Below are 22,957 nucleotides of genomic sequence, written 5' to 3'. Positions count from 1 at the left end.
CGGTGACCGAAGGCGTTGTCAGTGGTGGGCGGTACGTTGCGGGCATGGGGATCTATCTGGTGAGCGTCGGCGCGCAGGAGTGGTTCGGCGAGGAGGAGGACGGCCGTGGGGACGTCGCCGCCGGGCTGAACGAGGAGTTGGCGCGGCGTGGGCTGCCGCCGTACACGAGCGTTCCCGAAGAGGCGGCGTTCGCTCCGGGTTCGGGGACGGCCTTCGAGGAGAAACTCGTCCCGCCCATGGACGGCTTCACCGCGCTGTGCCGGGCGCACCTTTCGGGAGCGGAACAGGAACTGCTCCTGGGCTGGACGGTGCTCGTACCGGTGTCTCTCGACGAGGAGATCGAGTTGCCGGTCGAGTCGGCGTACGACCTGACGACGACCGTCGCCGGTGCCCCGCAGATCCTCGCCCTCGCGGAGCGGCTGGCGGAGGCCGTCGAGCTGCCGTCCGACGAGATACCGGCGACGTCGGACAACCTCGAGCTGACCTCGTGGTTTCTGGACGGAGAGGCGAAGCGGACCGCGGCGATCCGGCCGGGACGGTGGAGTGACGACCTCGACGCGGCCTTCTATGTGGCGTTGTATCTGCGCGCCGCCCAGCACTCGACACGGCGGGGATGCCCGATCGTCTACTCCTGACGGCACACGGTGGTCGCGGCTCCGTGAAGTCGGTGACAGGACTGGTGCCTTGGGAGACTTCCCCGCAAGGGCCCGATGCCGGTACAGATTTGGCCATGACGGAAGACGGGGGACGCCGCCGGACCTGGTGGCGGGCAATGCGGGAGTCGGTCCAGGGGGCGGACACCGAGCTGTGGCCCGAAGGGCTGATGGAGGTCGTGCCGGGCGGCTTCGACCGTGCCTATGTGCAGTTCGGAGATCTGTATCCGGAACAGCAGCTGCAGTTACAGCTCCTCTACGGCGCCTCGCAGCGCGCCTTCGAACGCAGGACACGGGTCTCGGCGCGGGTCACCGTGGTCCGGGTGCTCGGCAACGCGCTGAGTGATCCACGGCTGGGCGACGCCAAGCCGAACGAGCATCTGACCGAGTATCTCGACCAGGAGATCGCCGACCTGCGGGGCCGGCTGGCGCAGGACAGTGCGACCGCCGTGAGCCGGGGTCTCAACATCGGTCTGGCACTGGGCTCGGCCGCCGGTCTGGCTCTGCTCGCCGTGCCGCTGCTCTGGGGCGTCGACCTGCTCGGCGCGCTGGGCGTGGCGCTGAACTGCACCGACCGCTGGAGCCTGCTGGGCGCGTTCGTGTGCGGCGGCGTCGGCGCGTTCGGGGCCGTGCTCAGCGTGCTGGTACGGCTTCGTGGCAGCGCCGACCAGCTGGCGCGCCGGCAGACCAACGGGCGGGAGGGCATCGTCGTCCCGGGGCAGATGGCCCGCAGCATGCGCCACGAAGGCGTGTACCGGGTGTTCGTCGGGTGGATCCTGGCCCTCGCCGTCTACTTCCTGCTCAGCGGTGGCATCGTGACCGTCTTCGAGCCGCCCGCGACCACGACCGAGATCTGCCCGGCGGCGGGGAGCTCGGGATCGGCCGCCGCGGGCACGGAGTTCTGGGGCTTCTGGTGCGCCATCGGCTTCGTGGCGGGCTTCAACGAGCGCTGGGCCTTCGGCATCCTGAGCCGCGACTCGACGAGGCGGCCGGGCAAGAACACCTGACTCCGTTTTTGAACTGTTTCAACTCCCCCTATGAGACTGGGGAGTTCTGTTTGATTCTGCAAGGTATTCGTCCTGATCGAGCCATGGACACCTTTCACTTCTGCCACTAGCTTCAACCGTCGTTCGAGCTGAATCGTTCCAACTCCGAGCAGCCGAAAGGGACTACGGCATGAACGACGGAGTCGACAGCACGAAGCGCGACGGGGTACGCCGAAGGACGGTGCTCACCACGGCACTGGGCGTCGCCCCACTGGCCATGGCGGGCGGGATCACCGCGGGCGGGCCCGCGGCGGCGGCACCCGCCTCGCACCGCACCGCCGTCGAAGGTCTGACGGTCGAGCACAGAACGAATCCCCTCGGCATGGACGCGCCCCACCCGAGGTTCGGCTGGCGCATGACCTCCCCGGCGCGAGGCCGCCGCCAGTCGGCGTACCGCATCCTGGTGGCGACGCGTCCCGACCGCCTGACCCCCGCCAAGGCGGACATCTGGAACAGCGGCCGCGTCACGTCACCGGCCTCGATCGCCGTGCGCTACAGCGGACCCGCCCTCTCCGCCTCCACCCGCTACCACTGGACGGTGACGGTCTGGGACGAGACCGGCCGCGCCGTACCCGCCGCCCCGACCGCCCACTTCGAGACCGGCCTCCTCGGCACCGACGGCGTCGCCGGCTGGGGCGGCGCCCAGTGGATCGCCATGGCGGGCAAGCAGCCCAACACCCCCGGCGCCCCACTGCTGCGTCGAGAGGCACCGCTGACAGGCCGTCAAGTACTGGCGGCCCGGCTCTACATCACCGCCCTGGGCGTGTACGAGGCGTACGTCAACGGCCACAGGGTCACGGTCCCGCACGGTGACGGAACCACCCCCGAACTGCTGACACCGGGCTGGACCAACTACGACAGCACCATCAACTACTTCACCTACGACGTCACGGACCTGGTCGCCGGGCAGCGGAACCAAGGGCACGTCACCTTGGCGGCCGTACTTGGCAACGGCTGGTACAACGGCCGTATCTCCGACAACAGCACCTACTACTCCGCCGCCGGCAACCGCCTGGCCCTCAAGGCCAAGCTGCTCGTCCGCTACGCCGACGGATCCGAGCAGACCATCGTCACCACACCCGGCGACGACTGGCAGGCCACCGACACCGGCCCGTACCGTGCCGACGACATCTACGACGGCCAGACCTACGACGCCCGCAAGGAACTCCCGGGCTGGGCGGAGAACGGCTTCGACGCCTCCGGCTGGGCAGACGTGACCGAGCACGACCACGCCACCCGGTTTCCCGAGGCGAGGCTGGTCGCCTATCCCGGCGAGAGCGCCCGCCTGGTGCCGGAGTGGGACCGCAGGCCGCGCTCCATCACCGTCCACACCGGCGTGACCGGCCAGGACGGCAGTCCCAACGGCAAGGGCCGCATCGTCGTCGACGCCGCCCGCACCGTCACCGACCCGGCCTCCGCCGCCACCGCCGCCGTCACCCTGCGCCCCGGCGACACGGCCGTGATCGACCTCGGCCAGAACATGGTCGGCGTCCCCCGCTACACCCTGCGCGGCCCGGCAGGCGCCCAAGTCTCCCTCAGGCCCGGCGAGATGCTGAACGACGACAGCGCGGGCGCAGACGGCCCCGTCGGCTCGGTCTACCGCGCCAACCTCCGGGCCGCCAAGGCCACCAGCACATACATCCTCAAGGGCGACCCCGACGGCGAGACCCACCAGGACTCGCTGACCTTCTACGGCTTCCGCTATGTCTCCGTCACCGCGACGGACACCGTCACCCTCGCCCGCTTCACCGGCCGCGTCGCGACCTCCGCCCTCCGTGACGTCGGCACGGTCGAGACCGACGACGCCGACGTCAACCAGCTGATCAGCAACGTCCGTTGGGGCCAGCGCGGCAACTACCTATGGGTCCCCACCGACTGCCCCCAGCGCGACGAACGCTGCGGCTGGACCGGCGACACCCAGCTCTTCGCCAACACCGGCCTCTACAACGCCGACGCGGTGAACTTCCTCAGCCACTTCCAGGACACCCTGACCGACTCGCAGCGCACCTACGGCGCCGACGGCGCCCAGTTCACCTGGATCGCCCCCGGCGCCCGCTACAACCAGCCGATCCCGGCGAGCGGTTGGGCGGACTGCGGCGTGGTCGTGCCGTGGACGGTGTGGCAGATGTCCGGCGACACCACCGTCATCGACCGCAGCTGGCCCGCGATGAAGAAGTACCTGGACTGGATCCGGCAGCGCACCGGCGACACCTACGCCGGGCAGGGTGCGATCTTCGGCGACTGGCTGGCCTTCCAGGACACCAGCACCCAGCTCATCAGCGACGTCTACTACGGCTACAGCGCCCGCCTCATGGCGGACATGGCCCGCGCCACGGGCCGCGACGACGAATCCCGCACCTACGAGGAACTCTTCTCCCGCATCAAGCGGGCCTTCGTCGCCAAGTACCTCGTCACCGATCCCAGCACGGGCGAGGTCACGGTCCGCTCCAGCCTGGGCGAGGCACCACCGTGGATCGGCGGCACACCGGAGGACAACAGCCAGACCGCCCTGCTCTGGGTCCTCAAGCTCGGCCTCTACGACACCGAGGCCCAGCGCCGCCACCTGGTGGGGTCACTCGCCGAGAACATCGGCAACGACGAGGCCTACAAGCGGGCCCACCCCGACAGCACCCGCGTGAAGTACGCCGAGAACACCCTCTCCGTCGGCTTCCTCGGTGTGAACGTCCTCGCCCCGGTGCTCACCGACGAGGGCCGCGTCGACCTCGCGTACAAGCTGCTCCACCAGGACGCCATGCCCTCCTGGCTGTACTCGGTGCGCAACGGTGCCACCACCATCTGGGAGCGCTGGAACTCGTACTCGAAGGAGGACGGCTTCGGCCCGGTCGACATGAACTCGTTCAACCACTACTCCTATGGCGCGATCATGGAGTGGATGTACGAGAGCATGGCCGGCATCGCCAAGGACCCGGAACACCCCGGTTTCCGGCACTTCTTTCTCAGGCCGCACCTCGACCCGACCGGCAAGGTCAGGCGGGTGGCCGGGTCGTATGTCTCGCCGTACGGCGAGATCGTCAGCCAGTGGCAGGCGCACGACCGGAAGCTGACCTACCGGGCCGCGGTGCCGGCGAACTCGACCGCGACCCTCCGCCTTCCGACCACGGACCCGTCGACGGTCCGCGAGGGCCGCACGCCCCTGTCCCGGGTCGAGGGCGTGGAGTACCTGGGCTTCGCCGACGGCACCGCCGCCTACCGACTCCCGTCCGGCCGCTACGAGGTGACGTCCGCGCTGGCCTGACCGCCCACCAGCACCACCTCCAGGGTGCGCGGACCGTGCACCCCCTCGACCCGGTCCAGCTCGATGTCGCTGGTCGCCGACGGACCGGAGATCCACGTCAACGGACGGGCCGGGTCGAGGCGTTCGAGGGCCTGCGGGACGGACGAAACGACCTGATCGGGGACGCGTACGACACAGATGTGGTGATCGGGGACGAGCGTGATGCGGCGGCGGCCCTGGTCGGGGGAGCCGTCGAGGACGATGGTGCCGGTCTCGGCGACGGCCACCGCACTCGCGGTGACCACGCTGTCCACCCGGTCCAGCTCGTGCGGGGTGCTCTCCACCCGGTCCGGGATCCGCTCGGCGTCGGTCGCCGCGAGCCACCCGGGATCCAGACCCGGCGGCACGAGCACCGTCTTCGCGCCCCGCGCCGCGAGCATCCCGGCGATCGTCCCCGCGAGATCGGCGGGCGTGCAGCGGTGCACGATCGCCCGGTAGTCCGCGAGGTTCTCGGCCAGCAGATCGACCGTCTCCGCGACGCTCCGCCGCCCGTGCTCCCGCAGGTAGTCGCGCGCAACCGCCTGCTCGTACGGCGTGTCGTCCTGCCGTGGGTCCTGTGCGTCTGCCAGCGCGCGCCGCACCCGCCCCAGGATCCGTTCCCTGCTGCTCACTTCGCGCCGTCCTTCCCGCCGTTCGTCCGCTGCCACCAGTCCCGGAACGGCTCCTTGGGCACCGTCGGCAGATCCCGCGTCCCGCTCCACGCCTTGCCCGGACCGGGCAGCGACCGCGGATGCAGGCGACGCGTGCGCGAGGCGAGCCGCTGCCCGGCGCGCAGGGCGCCCGGCCGGCTGAGCGCCCACCGTGCCGCCCGCATCGCGGCCCGCTCGGCGGCATGCCCCTTCGCGGGCTTGAGCACCACCTTGTTGCCCCGCTCCGTCACCGCGCCGCCCTCCACGACCCGTTCCCGCAGATGCACCAGCACCTCGGGGATGTCGATGGCCACCGGGCACACCTCGTAGCAGGCACCGCACAGCGACGATGCGTACGGCAGTGAGGCGTCGATCTCGCTTGTGACGCCCCTCAGTTGGGGGCTGAGGATGGCCCCGATCGGTCCCGGGTAGACCGAGCCGTACGCGTGCCCGCCCGCCCGCTCGTACACCGGGCACACATTGAGACACGCCGAGCAGCGGATGCAGCGCAGGGCCTGGCGGCCGACCTCGTCGGCGAGCGTGTCGGTGCGGCCGTTGTCGAGCAGGACCAGGTGGAAGTTCTCCGGCCCGTCCCCGTCCGTCGTACCGGTCCACATGGTCGTGTACGGGTTCATGCGCTCGGCGGTGGAGGAGCGGGGGAGTGTCTGCAGGAACACCTCCAGGTCCCGCCAGGTGGGCAGGATCTTCTCGATGCCGACGACCGAGATCAGCGTCTCGGGCAGGGTCAGACACATGCGACCGTTGCCCTCGGACTCCACGACCACCAGGGTGCCGGTCTCGGCGACCATGAAGTTGGCGCCGGAGACACCGACCTTGGCGCGCAGGAACTTCTCCCGGAGGTGCAGCCGCGCGGCCTCCGCGAGTTCCGCGGGCGTGTCCGTGAGGCCCTCGGGGGCCGGGCGGCCCCACTCGCCCATCTCGCCGCGGAAGATGTCCCGGATCTCGCCCCGGTTGCGATGGATCGCGGGGACGAGGATGTGCGAGGGCCGGTCCTTGCCCAACTGCACGATCAGCTCGGCGAGATCGGTCTCGTAGGCGCGGATGCCCTCCGCCTCCAGCGCTTCGTTGAGCCCGATCTCCTGCGTGGCCATGGACTTGACCTTGACCACCTCGGACTCACCCGTCGCCTTGACGAGGTCGGCCACGATCCGGTTGGCCTCGTCGGCGTCGGCGGCCCAGTGGACCGTACCGCCCGCCGCCGTGACCGACTCCTCCAACTGCACGAGGTACCGGTCGAGATGACGCAGCGTATGGTCCTTGATCCGCTTGCCCGCCTCGCGCAGCTCCGCCCAGTCGGACACCTCCGCGACGGCCTTCGCCCGCTTGGCGCGGATGGTGTGCGTGGCGTGCCGCAGATTGCCGCGCAGGGTCTGGTCGTGCACGGCCTCGTGCGCGGCCTTGGGAAAGGCCGGCATCCCGACGAACGTCCCGCTCATACCGCCGGTTCCTCCTCCGTGCTCGCCAGGATCTCCGCGATGTGCACCGGCCGCATACCCGTACTGAGCCGTGCCATGGTGCCGCCGATGTGCATCAGACAGGAGTTGTCGGCCGCGCACAGCACCTCGGCGCCCGTCGATTCGGCGTTGCGCACCTTGTCCGCGCCCATCGCCGCCGAGACGTCGGAGTTCTTCAGCGCGAAGGTGCCGCCGAACCCGCAGCACTCCTCGGCACCGGGCAGCTCGACCAACTCCAGCCCCTTGACGGCCTGGAGCAGCCGCCGGGGCCGCTCGCCCAGCCCCAGCCCGCGCAGTCCGTGGCAGGTCGGGTGGTAGGTCACCTTGTGCGGATAGTAGGCCCCGACGTCCGTCACCCCCAGCACGTCCACCAGGAACTCCGTCAGCTCGTACGTCTTCGGCACCACCGGCGCCAGGGTCGCCGCGAGCGTGTCCCCGCGCCCCTCGGCCCGGGCCCGCTCACCCATCCGCGGATACAGCTCCCGCACCATCGCCCCGCACGACCCCGACGGGGTGACGATCGCCTCGTACTCGCCGAAGACATCGGAGAAATGCCGGGCCAGCGGCTCGGCCTCGTGCCGGTATCCGGTGTTGTAGTGCGCCTGCCCGCAGCAGGTCTGCGCCAGCGGGAAGTCGACCTCGGCGCCCAGCCTGGTCAGCAGTTTCACCACGGCACGGCCGGTGTCCGGATAGAGCGTGTCGTTGACACAGGTCAGGAACAGGGCGACACGCATCGCGGCTCCTTGTGATCGATCATCGGATGAGTGAAGGGTAGTGCGGGCGCGCGGCCCAGGGGAGACCCCGCTCACCATCGGGTGAGTTTCACCATCGGGTGAGGGGCACCGTCGGGTGAGGGTCACCGTCAGGTGAGCCGGGCCTCCGCCTCGCTCCAGCGTGCCGTGTCCCCCTGCGGCTCGTAGCGGGTCAACGGCTGCGTACGGGTGAGCAGTCGCCGCCCGTCCGCGAGGTCCCCGACCAGCCCGTGGGCCCGGGCCTGGACGAGGACGTTCCCGAGGGCGGCGGCCTCGGTCGGGCCCGCGACCACCGGCAGCCCGCAGGCGTCGGCGGTCAGCTGGCACAGCAGGGCGTTGCGGGTGCCGCCGCCGACGACATGGACGACGTCCACGGAATGCCCGGCCAGCCGCTGGGCGTCCGCGACGGCCCTGCGGTGGGCGAGCGCGAGCGAGTCGAGGATGCAGCGCGTGATCTCGGCGGGCGACTCGGGCACCGGCTGCCCCGAGTCCCGGCACGCCTCGGCGATCCGCTCCGGCATCCGCCCCGGCGCCAGGAATACCGAGTCCCCCGCGTCCACGACCGACCGCAGCGCCGGCACCTCGGACGCCTCCAGCAGCAGCCCGCCCAGGTCGGGGTTGCCCCAGGCCCGTACGCACTCCTGGAGCAGCCACAGTCCCATGATGTTCCGCAGATACCGGACCGTGCCGTCCAACCCCAGCTCGTTGGTGAAGTTGGCGGCCCGGCTCTCCTCGGTCAGCACGGGAGAGGCCAGCTCCAGCCCCGCCAGCGACCAGGTGCCGGTGCAGATGTAGGCGAACCGCTCGTCCTCGGCCGGCACGGCGGCCACGGCGGATGCGGTGTCGTGCGAACCGACAGCGGTCACCGGCACCGGCCCGCCGAGCCCGGTCTCCTCCAGCACCTCCGGCCGCAGGACGCCCGCCGGATCACCGGGCTGTCGCAGCGGCGCGAACAGCGACAGGTCGATACCGAGCCGCGAGGCGATCTCGTACGACCAGTCGCGGGTGCGCGGGTCGATGAGCTGGGTGGTGGAGGCGTTGGTGAGTTCGGTGCCCTGCTCGCCGGTGAGCCAGTACGTCAGCAGGTCGGGGATGAGCAAAAGCCGCTCGGCATACGGCAGTTGCGCCGAGGACCGGGCCGCCGTCAGCTGGTACAGGGTGTTGAAGGGCGCGTACTGCAGTCCGGTGGCGGCGTACAACTCCGCCGCCGGAACGGTCGCCCACACCTTCTCCGCGATGCCCTCCGTCCGGGAGTCCCGGTAGTGCACGGGGTTGCCGAGCAGCGCCCCGTGGGCGTCCAGCAGCCCGTAGTCCACGGCCCAGCTGTCGATGCCGACGGAGTCGACCTGACCGGCCGCCCGCAGTCCGTCCAGCACCCCCGCGTACAGCGCGAGGATGTCCCATCGCAGCCCTTCCGGCACCCGGACCGGCCGATTCACAAACCGGTGCGCCTCGGCCAGCTCCAGGCTGTCGGGCCCGACACGGCCGACCATGACACGCCCGCTGGACGCGCCGAGGTCGACCGCGGCGTACGACTTCAGATCCGCGCTCACCGCAGGAAGGCGGCCGCGACGCCGGCGTCGACCGGGATGTGCAGCCCGGTGGTGTGGGTCAGGTCCCCGCCGGTGAGGGCGAAGACGGCGTTCGCGACGTGGTCCGGCAGCACCTCCCGCTTGAGGATGGTTCGCTGGGCGTAGAACTCACCCAGCTTCTCCTCCTCGACCCCGTACACCGCGGCCCGCTTGGCTCCCCAGCCACCGGCGAAGATGCCGGACCCGCGCACCACACCGTCCGGGTTGATCCCGTTGACACGGATGCCGTGTTCGCCGAGCTCGGCTGCCAGCAGCCGCACCTGGTGGGCCTGGTCGGCCTTGGTGGCGGAGTAGGCGATGTTGTTGGGCCCGGCGAAGACCGCGTTCTTGGAGGCGATGTAGACGATGTCACCGCCGATCCCCTGCGCGATCATCACACGCGCCGCCTCCCTCGACACGAGGAAGGAACCGCGCGCCATGATGTCGTGCTGGAGGTCCCAGTCCTTGGCCGAGGTCTCCAGCAGCGGCTTGGAGATGGAGATACCGGCGTTGTTGACCACGAGGTCGACACCGCCGAAGGCGAGCACGGCCGCCTTGAAGGCGTCGGCGATCTGCTCCTCCGAGGTGACGTCGACGCTCACGGCGACGGCCTTGTCGGACCCGCCGAGTTCCCGGGCGACGGCCTCGGCGTTCTCGGCGTTGAGGTCCGCGACGACCGCACACGCCCCCTCGGCGACGAGCCGGTGCGCGATGGCCTTCCCGATCCCGCTGCCGGCGCCGGTCACCAGGGCGACCCGGGTCGCCAGCGGCTTGGGCTTCGGCATCCGCTGAAGCTTGGCCTCCTCGAGGGCCCAGTACTCGATCCGGAACTTCTCGGACTCCTCGATGGGCGCGTAGGCGGAGACGGCCTCGGCCCCGCGCATCACATTGATGGCGTTGACATAGAACTCACCGGCCACCCGCGCGGTCTGCTTGTCCTTGCCGAAGCTGAACATGCCCACACCCGGCACCAGCACGATCGCCGGGTCGGCCCCGCGCATGGCGGGGGAGTCGGGCAGGGCGTGCCGCTGGTAGTAGGCGGCGTACTCCTCGCGGTACTCGGCGTGCAGCTCCCTCAGCCGGGCGATCGCCTCGTCGAGCGGTGCGGTCGGCGGCAGGTCCAGCACCAGCGGCCGCACCTTGGTGCGCAGGAAGTGGTCCGGGCAGGACGTCCCGAGCGCGGCGAGCCGCGGGTGCTCGGCACGGGCCAGGAACTCCAGCACCGGCTCGGAGTCGTTGAAGTGCCCGACCTGCGGCTTGTCCTGGGAGGCGAGCGCACGGACGTACGGCGCGAGGGCGGCGGCCCGCTCCCTCCGCTCGGCCTCGGGCAGGGCGCCGTAGCCCTCGATCACGGGCCCGAAGGGCTCGGCCTTGCCGCGCTCCTCGAGGAACTTCTCCGCGGTCCGGATGATGTGCAGCGAGTTCCGCTCGCACTCCTCGGCGGTGTCACCCCAGGCGGTGATGCCGTGCCCGCCGAGGATCACGCCGATCGCCTGTGGGTTGGCCGCCTTGATGGCGGCGATGTCCAGCCCCAGCTGGAACCCGGGCCGCCGCCAGGGCACCCACGCGACCGTGTCGCCGAAGCACTCGGCGGTCAGGTTCTCCCCGTCGGCGGCGCACGCGAGCGCGATCCCGGAGTCCGGGTGGAGGTGATCGACGTGCGCGGCTTCGACGAGCCCGTGCATGGCGGTGTCGATGGAGGGAGCGGCCCCGCCCTTGCCATGCAGGCAGTAGTCGAAGGCGGCGACCATCTCGTCCTCGCGCTCGACACCCGGGTAGACATCGACGAGCGCCCGCATACGGTCCAGCCGCAGCACGGCCAGCCCGCCCTCGGTGAGCGTGCCGAGGTCCCCACCGGACCCCTTCACCCACATCAGCTCGACGTCACCACCGGTGACGGGGTCGGTGTCTGTGCCCTTGGCGGACGCGTTGCCGCCGGCGTAGTTGGTGTTGCGGGGGTCGGAGCCGAGCCGATGGGAACGGGCGAGGAGGGCGGCGGCTTCGGGATGGGTTGCCATGAACTTCAGTCCTTGTCAGAGAGGGGGAGTGCACTTACCCAGGGGCGCGGGGCTGTATCGATTTGCGGCTCCGCCGGGTGGGGGCGACCAGCCACAACGGACCTGCGGTCCGCGACGAAACAGATCCCGGCAGACGCTTACGCCCCCCACCCGGCCTGCTCCCCACCAACCCGCTCCGCCACGATCCTCTCGGCCCACCCGGACCGGCGGTACGCGGCAATCGGGTCGCCATCGAGACCCATTTCCTCCCGCACCTCACGCAGCAGCGGCCGCACATCCGTGTTGTACGCGTCCATCAGCACGGCATTGGCCTCGAGCACGTCGCCGGCCGCCTGCGCCTCGGCCAGAGCGACGCGGTCGACCAGCAGCGCCTTCGCCGTAGCCTCCTGAACGTTCATCACGGACCGGATGATCGCCGGGATCTTGGCCTCGATGTTGTGGCACTGGTCGAGCATGAACGCCACGTCAGGAGTGAACCCACCCCCACGCACGACCTCGTACATGATCCGGAACAACTGGAACGGATCCGCGGCCCCCACCATCAGGTCGTCGTCGGCGTAGAACCGCGAGTTGAAGTCGAACCCACCGAGCTTCCCCTCCCGCAGCAGCGTGGCGACGATGAACTCGATGTTGGTACCGGGCGCGTGATGCCCGGTGTCGACCACGACCTGAGCCTTCTCACCGAGCTTCAGGCAGTGCGCGTACGCCGTCCCCCAGTCCGGCACGTCCGTGGTGTAGAAGGCCGGCTCGAAGAACTTGTACTCCAGCAGCATCCGCTGCCCGTCGCCGAGCCGCTCGTACACCTCGGCCAGTCCCTCGGCCAGGCGGTCCTGACGCGCTCGGATGTCGTCCTGCCCGGGATAGTTCGTACCGTCGGCGAACCACAGCTTCAGATCCGTGGACCCCGTCGCGTCCATGATGTCGACGCACTCCAGCAGATGATCGACGGCCTTCCTGCGCACCGCCGCATCCGGATGACAGATGCTGCCGAGCTTGTAGTCGTCGTCCTGGAAGGTATTGGAGTTGATCGCGCCCAGCTTCACGCCGCGCTCCTCGGCGAACTTGGCCAGCGCGCCGTAGTCCTCGACCTTGTCCCAAGGGATGTGCAGGGCGACGGTCGGGGCCACGCCGGTGAACGCGTGCACCTGAGCCGCGTCCTCCATCTTCTCCTGGGGCGTCCGTGGAACGCCCCGCTGGGCGAACACCTTGAACCGCGTCCCCGAGTTCCCGTACGCCCACGACGGCGTTTCGACGGCCTGGGTCTTGAGTGCGGCCTTCACCGCGGCGAGCTCGGTCACTGAGGGCTCCTGTGACGTCGGGACGGAAGTCGGACGGTGGACAGACGGCGGGCGTCTGAAGCGCGTCGCTGTGAAACGATTCAAGACGGGAACGTATGAGTCGTCCGGAGGGGTGTCAAGCCCCGCGGCCAAGGCTCTTTCCCGTATCCCGACCGCGACCTTCGTTCATCGAAATTTTTTCGACACGGACCCATTGACGTGACATGCCGTCCGTGCCTAACGTCCCGGCAACCAAGTTGAAACCTTTCACGACGCCGAGAGGGCAGTCCCGCCGGCGTCGTCGAGGAGCCCCCATGACCCACCCGTCCACCACGGGTCCGGCCCCGGTTCTGGCGCTCAGGGACATCTCGAAGTCCTTCGGCGCGGTCCGCGCCCTGAGGGATGTCTCCCTGGAGCTGTTCGCCGGGGAGGTGCACGCCCTCGCCGGCGAGAACGGCGCGGGCAAGTCCACCCTCATCAAGACGCTCGCCGGCGTACACCGGCCCGACGCGGGCAAGGTGCTGCTCGACGGTGAGCCGGTCGTCTTCCACGGTCCCGGTGACGCCCGCGACGCCGGCATCGCCGTGATCTACCAGGAGCCGACCCTCTTCCCGGACCTGTCGATCGCCGAGAACATCTTCATGGGCCGCCAGCCGCGCCGCGCCCTCGGCCGCATCGACCACAAGGCCACGCACTCCGCGACCCTGGCCCTGATGCAGCGCCTCGGCGTCGAGCTCGACCCCGACCGCCCCGCGCGCGGCCTGTCGATCGCGGACCAGCAGATCGTCGAGATCGCCAAGGCACTCTCCTTCGACGCCCGCGTCCTGATCATGGACGAGCCGACCGCCGCCCTCACCGGCAGCGAGGTCGCCCGCCTCTTCGGCGTCGTGCGCACCCTGCGCGAACAGGGCGCCGCCGTCCTCTTCATCTCCCACCGGCTGGAGGAGATCTTCCAGATCTGCCGGCGGGTGACCACCCTGCGCGACGGTGCCTGGATCGCCAGCGAGCCGCTGGACGGCATGACCGAGGACGACCTGGTCCGCCGCATGGTCGGCCGCGACCTCGACGAGCTGTACCCCAAGCAGGACGTGAAGCCGGGCGAGGTCGCCCTGAGCGTACGCCGGCTGACCCGCGAGGGCGTCTTCACCGACGTCTCCTTCGAGGTGCGGTGCGGTGAGATCGTCGGCCTGGCCGGGCTCGTCGGCGCGGGCCGCACCGAAGTCGCGCGGGCCGTGTTCGGCATCGACCGCTGGGACGCCGGCGAGGTCTCCGTCGGCGGCAAGGCCCTGACCAACGGCGCCCCGTCCACCGCCATGGCCTCCGGACTCGCCCTCGTCCCCGAGGACCGGCGTGCCCAGGGCCTGGTGATGGACATGTCCATCGAGCGCAACATCGGCCTCACCGGACTCCGTACGACCGTCAGGGCCGGCCTGATGGACCGCGGCGCCGAACGCAGCCGCTCCCTCGACTGGGCCGTCAAGCTCCAGGTCAAGTACGCCCGGATCGCCGACGCCGTCTCCACCCTGTCCGGCGGCAACCAGCAGAAGGTCGTCCTGGCCAAGTGGCTCGCCACCGGCCCCAAGGTGCTGATCGTCGACGAACCCACCCGAGGCATCGACGTCGGTACGAAGGCCGAGGTGCACCGGCTGCTCGGCGAGCTGGCCGCCGACGGGGTGGCCGTGCTGATGATCTCCTCCGACCTGCCCGAGATCCTCGGCATGGCCGACCGCGTGCTCGTGATGCACGAGGGCCGCCTCACCGCCGAGATCCCACGCTCCGAAGCCACCGAGGAAACCGTGATGGCCGCAGCCACCGGGAGGGCCGCCGCATGACGGTGACCACTCCCCAAGAGGCTCCCGTGACCGAGGTGCCCAAGTCCAGCGGCACCCGCCTCGTCGACCGCGTCTTCAAGATGCGCGAACTCGCCATCCTGGTCGTCTTCGTGGTGATGATCGTCGTCACCCAGCTGGGCAACAGCGAGTTCCTCACCGAGCAGGGCATCAAGGACCTGCTGCTGAACGCGACGATCCTCGTCCTGGTCGCCACGGGCCAGTCCCTGGTGGTGATCACCAGGAACGTCGACCTGTCGGTCGGCTCCACGCTCGGCATCAGCGCCTTCGCCGCCGGTACGTTCCTCCAGGGCGGCGGGAACCCGGTCGTGGCCGTGCTGCTGGCGATCCTGATGGGCATCGGCTTCGGCCTGCTGAACGGCCTCCTCGTCAGCCTCGGCCAGGTGCCCGCCCTCGTCGTCACCCTCGGCACGCTGTACATCATCCGCGGCATCGACTCCATCTGGGTCGGGTCCCGGCAGATCACCGCGGCCGACCTCCCGGACGGATTCGTCGACTTCGGCTCCGGCGGCATCTCCGCCCTGCCGTGGCTGGCCCTGATCGCCGTCGCCGTGCTGGTGGCCACCGCCTACTACCTCAAGCACTTCGGCAGCGGCCGCGAACTGTACGCCCTCGGCTCCAACCCGGAGGCCGCCCGCCTCGCCGGCATCCCGGTGCGCAAGCGGATCCTCGCCGCGTACACCTTCTGCGGTGCGCTGGCCGGACTCGCGGGCGCCCTGTACCTGGCCCGGTTCGGCAACGTCGACTCCGGGACCGGCAACGGCTACGAACTCACCGTCGTCAGTGCGGTCGTCGTCGGCGGCGTCGTCTTCACCGGCGGCTCCGGCAGCGTCTACGGCGCCGCGCTCGGCGCGCTGCTGCTGACCTCCATCAACAGCGTGCTGCCCGCCCTCGGCGTCAGCTCCGTCTGGGTGCTCGCCATCAACGGCATCCTGCTCCTCCTCGCCATCGCGGTCGACCGGATCGTCGCACTGCGCGTGGCCTCCGCCCTGAAGAAGAGGAACGCCCGCCATGGCTGACTTCTCCCTGAGCCGAGCCAGCCGCTGGTCCGCCCTGAAAAGGTGGGATTCAGCCGTCGGCGCGCTGCTGATCGTCGTGCTCCTGCTGTCCTTCTCGACGGTCGACGGATTCGGGAACGCCCTCAACCTGTCGTTCCTGATCGGCAACACCCTTCCGATCGCCCTGATCGCCCTTCCGATGACGCTCCTGGTCGTCTCGGGCGAGATCGATCTCTCGGTCGCCTCCACCGCCGGCCTGTCCGGTGCCGTGATGGGCGCCCTGTGGAACCAGGGCATGGCGATCGAGACGATCATTCCGATCTGCCTGCTGCTCGGTGTGGTCTGCGGCCTGATCAACGGCCTGCTCGTCACCCGGCTCGGACTGCCCTCCCTCGCCGTCACCATCGGCACCCTCGCCGCCTACCGGGGCATCGCACAGATCGTGCTCGGCTCGGACGCGGTGACCGACTTCCCGACCCAGTACCTGGACTTCGCGGCCGGACGCATCGGCGACACCTTCGTCCCGTACGCCTTCCTGCCCTTCCTGGTCCTGCTCGCCATCGCCGTGGTCGCGCTCCACGCCACGCCGTTCGGGCGGTCGCTGTTCGCGATCGGCGCGAGCGAGGAGGCCGCCCGGTTCGCCGGGATCCGGGTCAAGCGGCAGAAGCTGATCCTGTTCACGGTGACGGGCCTGATGGCCTCCCTCACCGGGATCTTCTGGGCGCTGCACTACGCCAGCGCCCGCTATGACAACGCCACCGGTCTCGAACTCTCCGTCGTCGCCGCCGTGTTGCTCGGCGGTATCGACTTCGACGGCGGCAAGGGCACGCTCGGCGGCGCGATCGCGGGAGTCTTCCTGCTCGGCGCGCTGCAGAACGTGATGAGCCTCCAGGACGTCTCCGCCCAGTCGCAGATCGTCGTCACCGGCGTTCTGCTCGTCCTGTCCGTGCTCGGCCCCCGGGTCGCACGGCAGATCTCCGTAGCGAGGGCGGCACGCTCCGCTGGATAGGCCGTTCGAAAGATGCCGGTCCGTCGTGGCTGGTCGCGCCCACGCGGCGGAGCCGCACATCGATACAGACCCGCGCCCTGTTCGGGGCGCTCCAGCTCACCTTCGTCAAAAGGATTCCGCCATGCGCAAGTCATCCCTCCGCCGTGCCTCCGCCGGCCTCGCCGCCGTCACCTCCCTCGCCCTGGCCCTCACGGCCTGCGGCGGGACCACCAAGGAGGACGTCAAGAACGAGGGCGCCTCCGCGGCCTCCGCGGGCAAGGCCGACCCGAACGCCGAGCTGAAGAAGGGCCTGACCGTCGGCTTCCTGCCCAAGCAGGTCAACAACCCCTACTTCACCTCCGCCGACAAGGGCGGCGAGGCGGCCCTGAAGGAGCTGGGCTCCAGCTACAAGGAGGTCGGCCCGTCCAGCGCGACCGACACCGCCGGGCAGGTGTCGTACGTCAACACGCTCACCCAGCAGCAGGTCGACGCGATGGCCGTCTCCGCGCAGGACCCGGGCGCCCTGTGCACCGCGCTCAAGCAGGCCATGAAGAACGGCATCAAGGTCGTCACCTACGACTCCGACACCACCGCCGACTGCCGCAACGCCTTCGTCTCGCAGGCCTCCGCCGAGGACCTGGGCCGCACCGAGGTGCAGCTGCTCGCCGAGCAGATCGACTACAAGGGCGAGATCGCGATCCTGTCCGCCGCGCAGACCGCGACGAACCAGAACATCTGGATCGACTTCATGAAGAAGGAGCTCGAGGACCCCAAGTACAAGGACATCAAGCTCGTCAAGGTCGCCTACGGTGACGACGACGCCCAGAAGTCCTTCCAGCAGACCCAGGGCCTGCTCCAGGAGTACCCGAACCTGAAGGGGATCATCTCCCCGACCACCGTCGGCATCAAGGCCGCCGCCCAGTACCTGTCGGGCTCCAAGTACAAGGGCAAGGTCAAGCTGACCGGCCTCGGCACCCCGAACGACATGCGCAAGTACGTCAAGAACGGCACCGTCGAGGCGTTCGAGCTGTGGGACCCGGCGAAGCTCGGCGACCTCGCCGCCCGCGCCGCCGTCGCCCTGGTCTCCGGCCGGATCACCGGCAAGGAGGGCGAGACCTTCAAGGCCGGCGACACCACGTACACCATCGGCAAGGACGGCGTGATCAGCCTCGGCAAGCCGACCGTCTTCGACGCCAAGAACATCGACCAGTACAACTTCTGATCCCCGACCCACCCTGGAGGAGCGGTACTTCATGCAGCGCGTCTGTTTTCTGCTCAAGGTCCGCGAGGACCGGATCGCCGAGTACCGCGAACGCCACGCGGCCGTGTGGCCGGAGATGCTCGAAGCGCTCTCGGCCACCGGCTGGCACAACTACTCCCTCTTCCTGCGCGACGACGGCCTGCTCGTCGGCTATCTGGAGACCGAGGACTTCGAGGCCGCCAAGGCCGGTATGGAAGCCACCGAGGTCAACGCCCGCTGGCAGGCCGAGATGGGCGAGTTGTTCGAGTCCCTCGACGGCGCCCGCCCCGACGAGGCGATGAAGCCCCTCACCGAGGTCTTCCACCTCGCCTGACCCCCGCTGTGTCACCCCTCCCCGCACCTCGCCGACAATGGAGTCCCCCCGAGATGAAGAGACGCACCCTGCTGGGCGCCGCCCTCGCCGGAGCCGTGATGACCCCCGCCCTCGCCTCGGGCACCGCCCGCGCGGCCGACCCCGGCCCGTCCCTCACCCTGACCGGGACCACCACCCTCGACACGCAGGCCATCTTCTTCGTGTCGTACGACGGCCTGGTCAACAACAACGCCTTCCAGAAGAACGGCCTGCTGACCTACAAGGGCTACCAGTACGCCGTCTGGTACACCGCCGACCGCAACGCCGTCGTCGGCCGCCGCGTCCTCGGCTCCAGCACCTGGTCCACGGTCAAGGTCGGCCACACCCTGCGCTACAACGATTCCCACAACGTCATCTCCATGGGTGTCTCCAAGATCGACGGCCGGCTCCACCTCAACATGGACTCGCACAGCGACGGCTTCACCTACGTCAAGTCGGTCGCGGGGCTGATGGACAACCCGGCCGGCCTGAGCTGGACCGCGAGCCGCTTCGGCGCACCCCAGTCCACCCTGGACGGCCTCGCCCTCACCTCGCAGTTCACCTACCCGCAGTTCATCTCCACCCCCGAGGGCAGGCTGCAGCTCAGCTACCGCGTCGCCGTCTCCGGCAACGGCCGCAACGCCCTCGCCGAGTACGACGGCACCAACTGGACCAACCTCGGCGAGTGGAGCAGCTCCACCGGCACGTACACCAGCGAGCACGGCTCCTCCACGGCCCGCAACATGTATCTGCACGGCATCGACTACGACAAGAACGGCCGCCTGCACTCCTTCTTCACCTGGCGTGAGCAGAACGGCGCGGTGATGTGCTCCAGCGGCGGCATCACCAACCACGACACCGGCTACGTGTACTCCGACGACCGCGGCCGCACCTGGCGCAACAACGCGGGCACCGTCGTCGGCGCGACCGGCGGCTCCGACAAGGTCGCCGTCACCGACAGCGGACTCGTCATCGACGCGCTCAACCCGGACCACTCCCTGATGAACCAGGAGAGCCAGTTCACCGACTCCGCCGGCCTGCCGCACGCGATCATCAGCTACGTCCCCGGCCGTTTCGGGCAGTGCACCACGAACTACGTCGCCGACCGCACCGCGGGCGGCCGCGCCTTCCACGTCCGCAAGAACGCCTCGGGCGCCTGGCAGAAGACCGAGATCCCGGTCCCGCTGAACTCCAGCCAGCGCACCAAGCTGATCCTGGACAAGTACGACAACGCGTACGCGATCTTCCCGTTCTGCCGGATAGCCGGAGCCTCCAAGGCCTCCGGGTACACGGACTGGTCGGTCCTGTACGACGGCGTCACGGCAGGGCTGAACGCCTTCGGCGAGGTCGTCATCGACGAGACGCGGGTCCCACAGGACAACTCCCTGTCGATCATGTACCAGGAGAAGTCCAGCGGTACGACGCCCTCGGCGCTGCGTAGCCTCGACTTCCGCCTGCCTGCCTGATCGCAGCCGTTGTGGGCGGCTTGACGGTAATGTGCCTTCCCGCCGCCCCACAATGTTCTGCACGTCTCCCTGGAGGTCCCTGACCGATGACCCAGTCGGTGGGTATCAAGGACGTCGCCCGCGCCGCCGGAGTCTCCGTCGGCACGGTCTCGAACGTCATCAACCGTCCCGACACGGTCGCGACGGAGACCCGCGCGCGCGTGCAGTCCGCGATAGACCGGCTGGGCTACGTCCGCAGCGAGTCCGCGCGCCAGCTGCGCGCGGGCCGCAGCCGGATCATGGGGTTGCTCGTGCTGGACATGGGCAACCCCTTCTTCGTGGACGTGGCGCGCGGTGCCGAACGGGCCGCGCGTGACGCCGGGCTCGGCGTGATGGTCTGCAACAGCGCCCAGAGCGCGAGCGAGGAGGCCGACTACCTGTCGCTCTTCGCCGAGCAGCGGGTGCGGGGCGTCCTGCTGACCCCCGCAGACGCCACCGGCCGCAACATCGAGACGTTCCGGCGGCACAACATCCCCTTCGTCCTCGTCGACCGGGTCGCCGAGGGCACCACCGAATGCTCGGTCTCCGTCGACGACGTCGCGGGCGGTGCGCTCGCCGTACGCCATCTCGTGGACGCCGGGCACCGCTCCATCGCGTACGTCAGCGGCCCGCCCGGCCTCAACCAGGTCCGCGACCGCCGCACCGGCGCCCTGAACGCGCTCGAGGAGGCCGGCCTCGGCCCCGAGCACCTGCGCGAGCTGCCCACCGAGCGGCTCGACGTCGCCGCGGGCCGGGACGCCGGCGCCCGCCTGCTCGGCCTCGGCGGCGACCGCCCCACCGCCGTCTTCTGCGCCAACGACCTGCTCGCCCTCGGCGTCCTGCAGGCCATGTACGCCGCGGGCGTCGGGGTCCCCGACGACCTCGCGATCGTCGGCTACGACGACATCGAGTTCGCCGCCGCCGCAGCCGTTCCCCTCACCTCGGTACGGCAGCCCGCGGTCACCATGGGCACCCTCGCGGCGGAGATGCTCCTGGAGGAGACGGAGGAGGAGACCGGCGGGAGGAAGCACGAGCACCGGCGGGTCGTCCTCCAGCCCGAGCTGGTGGTACGCCGGTCCAGCCTGTCGGCCCGCTGATCCGGGGGAGGGCCGGCCTTCCGGCCCACTGATCCGCCATTCAGTACGATTTCATGATCCCGGGGCTCGGTCGGCGGACGAACATGTGCTGAACTGGGACGCGGCCCGAAAACCCTCCGTCCCGGGAGCCCTGTTGACCGTCAGCTACCGCCAGCCCGGCGTCGTCCTCACCGACCGCCACTTCACCGTGCCCCTCGACCACGACGCCCCGACGGGGGAGACGATCGAGCTCTACGCCCGTGAGGTCGTCGCGAGCGACAAGGCGCACCAGGACCTGCCGTGGCTGGTCTACCTCCAGGGCGGCCCCGGCTTCGGCGCGAACCGCTTCGTCGGCAAGGGCGCCTGGCTCGGCCGCGCGCTGAAGGAGTACCGCGTCCTGCTCCTCGACCAGCGCGGCACCGGCCACTCCACGCCCGCCAACCGCCAGACGCTCCCGCTGCGCGGCGGCCCTGCCCAACAGGCCGACTACCTCACGCACTTCCGCTCCGACTCGATCGTCCGCGACTGCGAGGCGATCCGCCGCGACGTCACGGGCGGCGCCCCCTGGACCGTCCTCGGCCAGAGCTTCGGCGGCTTCTGCACGGTCAACTACCTCTCCACCGCCCCCGAGGGACTGACCGCCGCCGTCATCACCGGCGGCCTGCCCTCCCTGGACGCCCACGCCGACGATGTCTACCGCGCGGCCTACCCGCGCATCGAGCGCAAGGTCGCCGCGCACTACGCCCGCTACCCGCAGGACGTCGAGCGCGCCCGCCGTATCGCCGACCACCTCCTCGGCGGCGACGTGGTCCTGCCGAACGGCTACCGCCTCACCGCCGAGGCCTTCCAGTCCCTCGGCATCGTCCTCGGCGGCAGCGAGGGCAGCCACCGTCTGCACTACCTCCTGGAGGACGCCTTCGTCCGCACCCCGCAGGGCCCCGCCCTCTCGGACGCCTTCCTGGAGGAGGTCCAGGGCCTGCTGTCGTACGCGAGCCACCCGCTGTACGCCCTCGTCCACGAGGCGATCTACGGCCAGGACGCCCGCCCCACCGCCTGGTCCGCCGAGCGCGTACGCGCCGAGTTCCCGCAGTTCGACGCGGCCAAGACCCTCGCGGGCGACGGACCGCTGCTGTTCACCGGCGAGACCATCCACCCCTGGATGTTCGACTGCGACCCGGCCCTGCGCCCGCTGCGCGAGACCGCCGAACTCCTCGCCGCCCGCACCGACTGGACGCCGCTGTACGACTCCGCGCGCCTCGCCGCCAACGAGGTCCCGGTCGCGGCGGCCGTCTACCACGACGACATGTACGTCGACACCGCCCACTCCCTAGCCACCGCCCGTACGATCCGGGGCCTGCGCACCTGGGTCACCGACGAGTTCGAGCACGACGGCGTACGGGCCGGCGGCCCCCGTGTCCTGGACCGGCTGCTCGCACTCACCCGTGACGAGGCGTGATGTCAGTGTCACGGGCTAGGGTGCGGGCATGACCGAGCCGACGATCACTCAACTCCAGCCCATGCCCGACGACTGGCAGCGCGCGCTCGCCGTCGTCGCGCACCCGGACGACCTCGAGTACGGCTGCTCGGCGGCGATCGCCGCCTGGACGGACGCGGGCCGAGAGGTGACGTATGTCCTGGCCACCCGTGGCGAGGCCGGCATCGACACCCTCGAACCCGCGAAGTGCGGCCCGCTGCGCGAGCGCGAGCAGCGGGCCAGCGCCGCGGTCGTCGGCGTGTCGGCGGTGGAGTTCCTCGACCACCAGGACGGCGTGATCGAGTACGGCCTCGCCCTGCGCCGCGACATCGCCGCCGCGATCCGCCGCCACCGGCCCGAGCTGGTGATAACTCTCAACCACCGGGACACCTGGGGCGGCGTCGCCTGGAACACGCCGGACCACGTGGCCGTCGGCCGGGCCACGCTGGACGCGGCCGGTGACGCGGGCAACCGCTGGATCTTCCCCGACCTCACCGAGCAGGGCCTCGAGCCGTGGAACGGCGTCCGCTGGGTCGCCGTCGCCGGTTCCAGCACACCCACCCACGCGGTGGACGCGACACCGGGGCTGGAGCGCGCGGTGCGCTCGCTGCTCGAACACCGCGCGTACATCGAGGCGTTGACGGACGAGGATCCCGAGACGTACGTCCGTGGCTTCCTCACCCAGCACGCGGATGCCATGGGGGAGCGGTTCGGAGGAAAACCCGCGGTGGCCTTCGAGCTTTTTGGCAGATGACCTTCGAGCTGTCCGCCAGATGATT

At 70.1% G+C, this 22,957-nt stretch carries 18 protein-coding genes; 12 read left to right on the top strand and 6 right to left on the bottom strand.

Annotation, left to right across the window (positions count from 1 at the left end):
- The first annotated feature begins 44 nt into the window (after positions 1-44).
- The 3 genes from ACIBAG_RS00670 to ACIBAG_RS00660 all read left to right on the top strand — a co-directional run bounded on the left by ACIBAG_RS00670 (position 45) and on the right by ACIBAG_RS00660 (position 4,955).
- The gene (locus ACIBAG_RS00670; RefSeq protein ID WP_399099365.1) at positions 45-635 is read left to right on the top strand and encodes a hypothetical protein; all 591 of its coding nucleotides are present in this window, start codon (positions 45-47) and stop codon (positions 633-635) included.
- A gap of 95 nt (positions 636-730) precedes the next feature.
- Positions 731-1,660: a hypothetical protein gene (locus tag ACIBAG_RS00665; protein WP_399099363.1), complete on the top strand. Its 930-nt coding sequence runs from the start codon at positions 731-733 to the stop codon at positions 1,658-1,660.
- A 169-nt stretch (positions 1,661-1,829) separates the two neighbouring features.
- Positions 1,830-4,955: a family 78 glycoside hydrolase catalytic domain gene (locus ACIBAG_RS00660; RefSeq protein ID WP_399099361.1), complete on the top strand. Its 3,126-nt coding sequence runs from the start codon at positions 1,830-1,832 to the stop codon at positions 4,953-4,955.
- Here ACIBAG_RS00660 and ACIBAG_RS00655 read toward each other — a convergent pair.
- The 6 genes from ACIBAG_RS00655 to rhaI form a co-directional block, all read right to left on the bottom strand.
- The gene (locus ACIBAG_RS00655; protein ID WP_399099359.1) at positions 4,928-5,605 is read right to left on the bottom strand and encodes a lactate utilization protein C; all 678 of its coding nucleotides are present in this window, start codon (positions 5,603-5,605) and stop codon (positions 4,928-4,930) included. The genes ACIBAG_RS00660 and ACIBAG_RS00655 overlap by 28 nt on opposite strands.
- Positions 5,602-7,080: a LutB/LldF family L-lactate oxidation iron-sulfur protein gene (locus tag ACIBAG_RS00650; RefSeq protein WP_399099357.1), complete on the bottom strand. Its 1,479-nt coding sequence runs from the start codon at positions 7,078-7,080 to the stop codon at positions 5,602-5,604. Before ACIBAG_RS00650 ends, ACIBAG_RS00655 begins: the two co-directional genes overlap by 4 nt.
- Positions 7,077-7,832: a (Fe-S)-binding protein gene (locus ACIBAG_RS00645; RefSeq protein WP_399099355.1), complete on the bottom strand. Its 756-nt coding sequence runs from the start codon at positions 7,830-7,832 to the stop codon at positions 7,077-7,079. Before ACIBAG_RS00645 ends, ACIBAG_RS00650 begins: the two co-directional genes overlap by 4 nt.
- A gap of 128 nt (positions 7,833-7,960) precedes the next feature.
- Complete coding sequence (locus tag ACIBAG_RS00640) at positions 7,961-9,391, bottom strand: rhamnulokinase family protein (protein WP_399100529.1); 1,431 nt, start codon at positions 9,389-9,391, stop codon at positions 7,961-7,963.
- Between the two features lie 8 nt (positions 9,392-9,399).
- Positions 9,400-11,439, bottom strand: coding sequence for a bifunctional aldolase/short-chain dehydrogenase (locus tag ACIBAG_RS00635; RefSeq protein WP_399099353.1), 2,040 nt, complete (start codon positions 11,437-11,439; stop codon positions 9,400-9,402).
- A gap of 137 nt (positions 11,440-11,576) precedes the next feature.
- Positions 11,577-12,737, bottom strand: a complete 1,161-nt coding sequence (rhaI, locus tag ACIBAG_RS00630; protein ID WP_399099351.1) for an L-rhamnose isomerase — start codon at positions 12,735-12,737, stop codon at positions 11,577-11,579.
- A gap of 293 nt (positions 12,738-13,030) precedes the next feature.
- Between rhaI and ACIBAG_RS00625 the strand changes: the two genes are divergently transcribed.
- The 9 genes from ACIBAG_RS00625 to ACIBAG_RS00585 all read left to right on the top strand — a co-directional run bounded on the left by ACIBAG_RS00625 (position 13,031) and on the right by ACIBAG_RS00585 (position 22,932).
- Positions 13,031-14,548 (top strand): sugar ABC transporter ATP-binding protein, encoded by a 1,518-nt coding sequence (locus ACIBAG_RS00625; protein WP_399099349.1) that lies wholly within the window; start codon positions 13,031-13,033, stop codon positions 14,546-14,548.
- Positions 14,545-15,585 carry an ABC transporter permease gene (locus ACIBAG_RS00620; protein ID WP_399099347.1) on the top strand — a complete coding sequence of 347 codons (1,041 nt, stop codon included), beginning with the start codon at positions 14,545-14,547 and terminating at the stop codon, positions 15,583-15,585. Before ACIBAG_RS00625 ends, ACIBAG_RS00620 begins: the two co-directional genes overlap by 4 nt.
- Positions 15,578-16,573, top strand: coding sequence for an ABC transporter permease (locus ACIBAG_RS00615; RefSeq protein ID WP_399099345.1), 996 nt, complete (start codon positions 15,578-15,580; stop codon positions 16,571-16,573). Before ACIBAG_RS00620 ends, ACIBAG_RS00615 begins: the two co-directional genes overlap by 8 nt.
- Positions 16,574-16,694: 121 nt before the next feature.
- Positions 16,695-17,774 carry a rhamnose ABC transporter substrate-binding protein gene (rhaS, locus tag ACIBAG_RS00610; protein WP_399099343.1) on the top strand — a complete coding sequence of 360 codons (1,080 nt, stop codon included), beginning with the start codon at positions 16,695-16,697 and terminating at the stop codon, positions 17,772-17,774.
- A gap of 31 nt (positions 17,775-17,805) precedes the next feature.
- On the top strand, positions 17,806-18,126 hold the full coding sequence (locus tag ACIBAG_RS00605) for an L-rhamnose mutarotase (RefSeq protein ID WP_399099341.1): 321 nt from the start codon (positions 17,806-17,808) through the stop codon (positions 18,124-18,126).
- Between the two features lie 53 nt (positions 18,127-18,179).
- On the top strand, positions 18,180-19,610 hold the full coding sequence (locus tag ACIBAG_RS00600; RefSeq protein WP_399099339.1) for a BNR repeat-containing protein: 1,431 nt from the start codon (positions 18,180-18,182) through the stop codon (positions 19,608-19,610).
- A gap of 86 nt (positions 19,611-19,696) precedes the next feature.
- Positions 19,697-20,725 (top strand): LacI family DNA-binding transcriptional regulator, encoded by a 1,029-nt coding sequence (locus tag ACIBAG_RS00595; protein WP_399099337.1) that lies wholly within the window; start codon positions 19,697-19,699, stop codon positions 20,723-20,725.
- A 133-nt stretch (positions 20,726-20,858) separates the two neighbouring features.
- Positions 20,859-22,160, top strand: a complete 1,302-nt coding sequence (locus tag ACIBAG_RS00590) for an alpha/beta fold hydrolase (protein ID WP_399099335.1) — start codon at positions 20,859-20,861, stop codon at positions 22,158-22,160.
- A gap of 28 nt (positions 22,161-22,188) precedes the next feature.
- Positions 22,189-22,932, top strand: coding sequence for a PIG-L deacetylase family protein (locus ACIBAG_RS00585; protein ID WP_399099333.1), 744 nt, complete (start codon positions 22,189-22,191; stop codon positions 22,930-22,932).
- Positions 22,933-22,957 lie beyond the last annotated feature (25 nt).

Source organism: Streptomyces sp. NPDC051243 (assembly GCF_044455405.1).
In the GTDB taxonomy this organism is placed as follows: domain Bacteria; phylum Actinomycetota; class Actinomycetes; order Streptomycetales; family Streptomycetaceae; genus Streptomyces.
The sequence above is the reverse complement of the archived record's forward strand: the minus strand, read 5'-3'. Positions and strand labels throughout refer to the sequence as shown.

Coding starts and splice junctions, on each gene's coding strand:
- ACIBAG_RS00585 (WP_399099333.1), top strand. CDS start 22,189: ATGACCGAGCCGACGATCACTCAACTCCAGCCCATGCCCGACGACTGG.
- ACIBAG_RS00600 (WP_399099339.1), top strand. CDS start 18,180: ATGAAGAGACGCACCCTGCTGGGCGCCGCCCTCGCCGGAGCCGTGATG.
- ACIBAG_RS00650 (WP_399099357.1), bottom strand. CDS start 7,080: ATGAGCGGGACGTTCGTCGGGATGCCGGCCTTTCCCAAGGCCGCGCAC.
- ACIBAG_RS00670 (WP_399099365.1), top strand. CDS start 45: ATGGGGATCTATCTGGTGAGCGTCGGCGCGCAGGAGTGGTTCGGCGAG.
- ACIBAG_RS00625 (WP_399099349.1), top strand. CDS start 13,031: ATGACCCACCCGTCCACCACGGGTCCGGCCCCGGTTCTGGCGCTCAGG.
- ACIBAG_RS00635 (WP_399099353.1), bottom strand. CDS start 11,439: ATGGCAACCCATCCCGAAGCCGCCGCCCTCCTCGCCCGTTCCCATCGG.
- ACIBAG_RS00595 (WP_399099337.1), top strand. CDS start 19,697: ATGACCCAGTCGGTGGGTATCAAGGACGTCGCCCGCGCCGCCGGAGTC.
- ACIBAG_RS00615 (WP_399099345.1), top strand. CDS start 15,578: ATGGCTGACTTCTCCCTGAGCCGAGCCAGCCGCTGGTCCGCCCTGAAA.
- rhaS (WP_399099343.1), top strand. CDS start 16,695: ATGCGCAAGTCATCCCTCCGCCGTGCCTCCGCCGGCCTCGCCGCCGTC.
- ACIBAG_RS00660 (WP_399099361.1), top strand. CDS start 1,830: ATGAACGACGGAGTCGACAGCACGAAGCGCGACGGGGTACGCCGAAGG.
- ACIBAG_RS00645 (WP_399099355.1), bottom strand. CDS start 7,832: ATGCGTGTCGCCCTGTTCCTGACCTGTGTCAACGACACGCTCTATCCG.
- ACIBAG_RS00605 (WP_399099341.1), top strand. CDS start 17,806: ATGCAGCGCGTCTGTTTTCTGCTCAAGGTCCGCGAGGACCGGATCGCC.
- ACIBAG_RS00665 (WP_399099363.1), top strand. CDS start 731: ATGACGGAAGACGGGGGACGCCGCCGGACCTGGTGGCGGGCAATGCGG.
- ACIBAG_RS00620 (WP_399099347.1), top strand. CDS start 14,545: ATGACGGTGACCACTCCCCAAGAGGCTCCCGTGACCGAGGTGCCCAAG.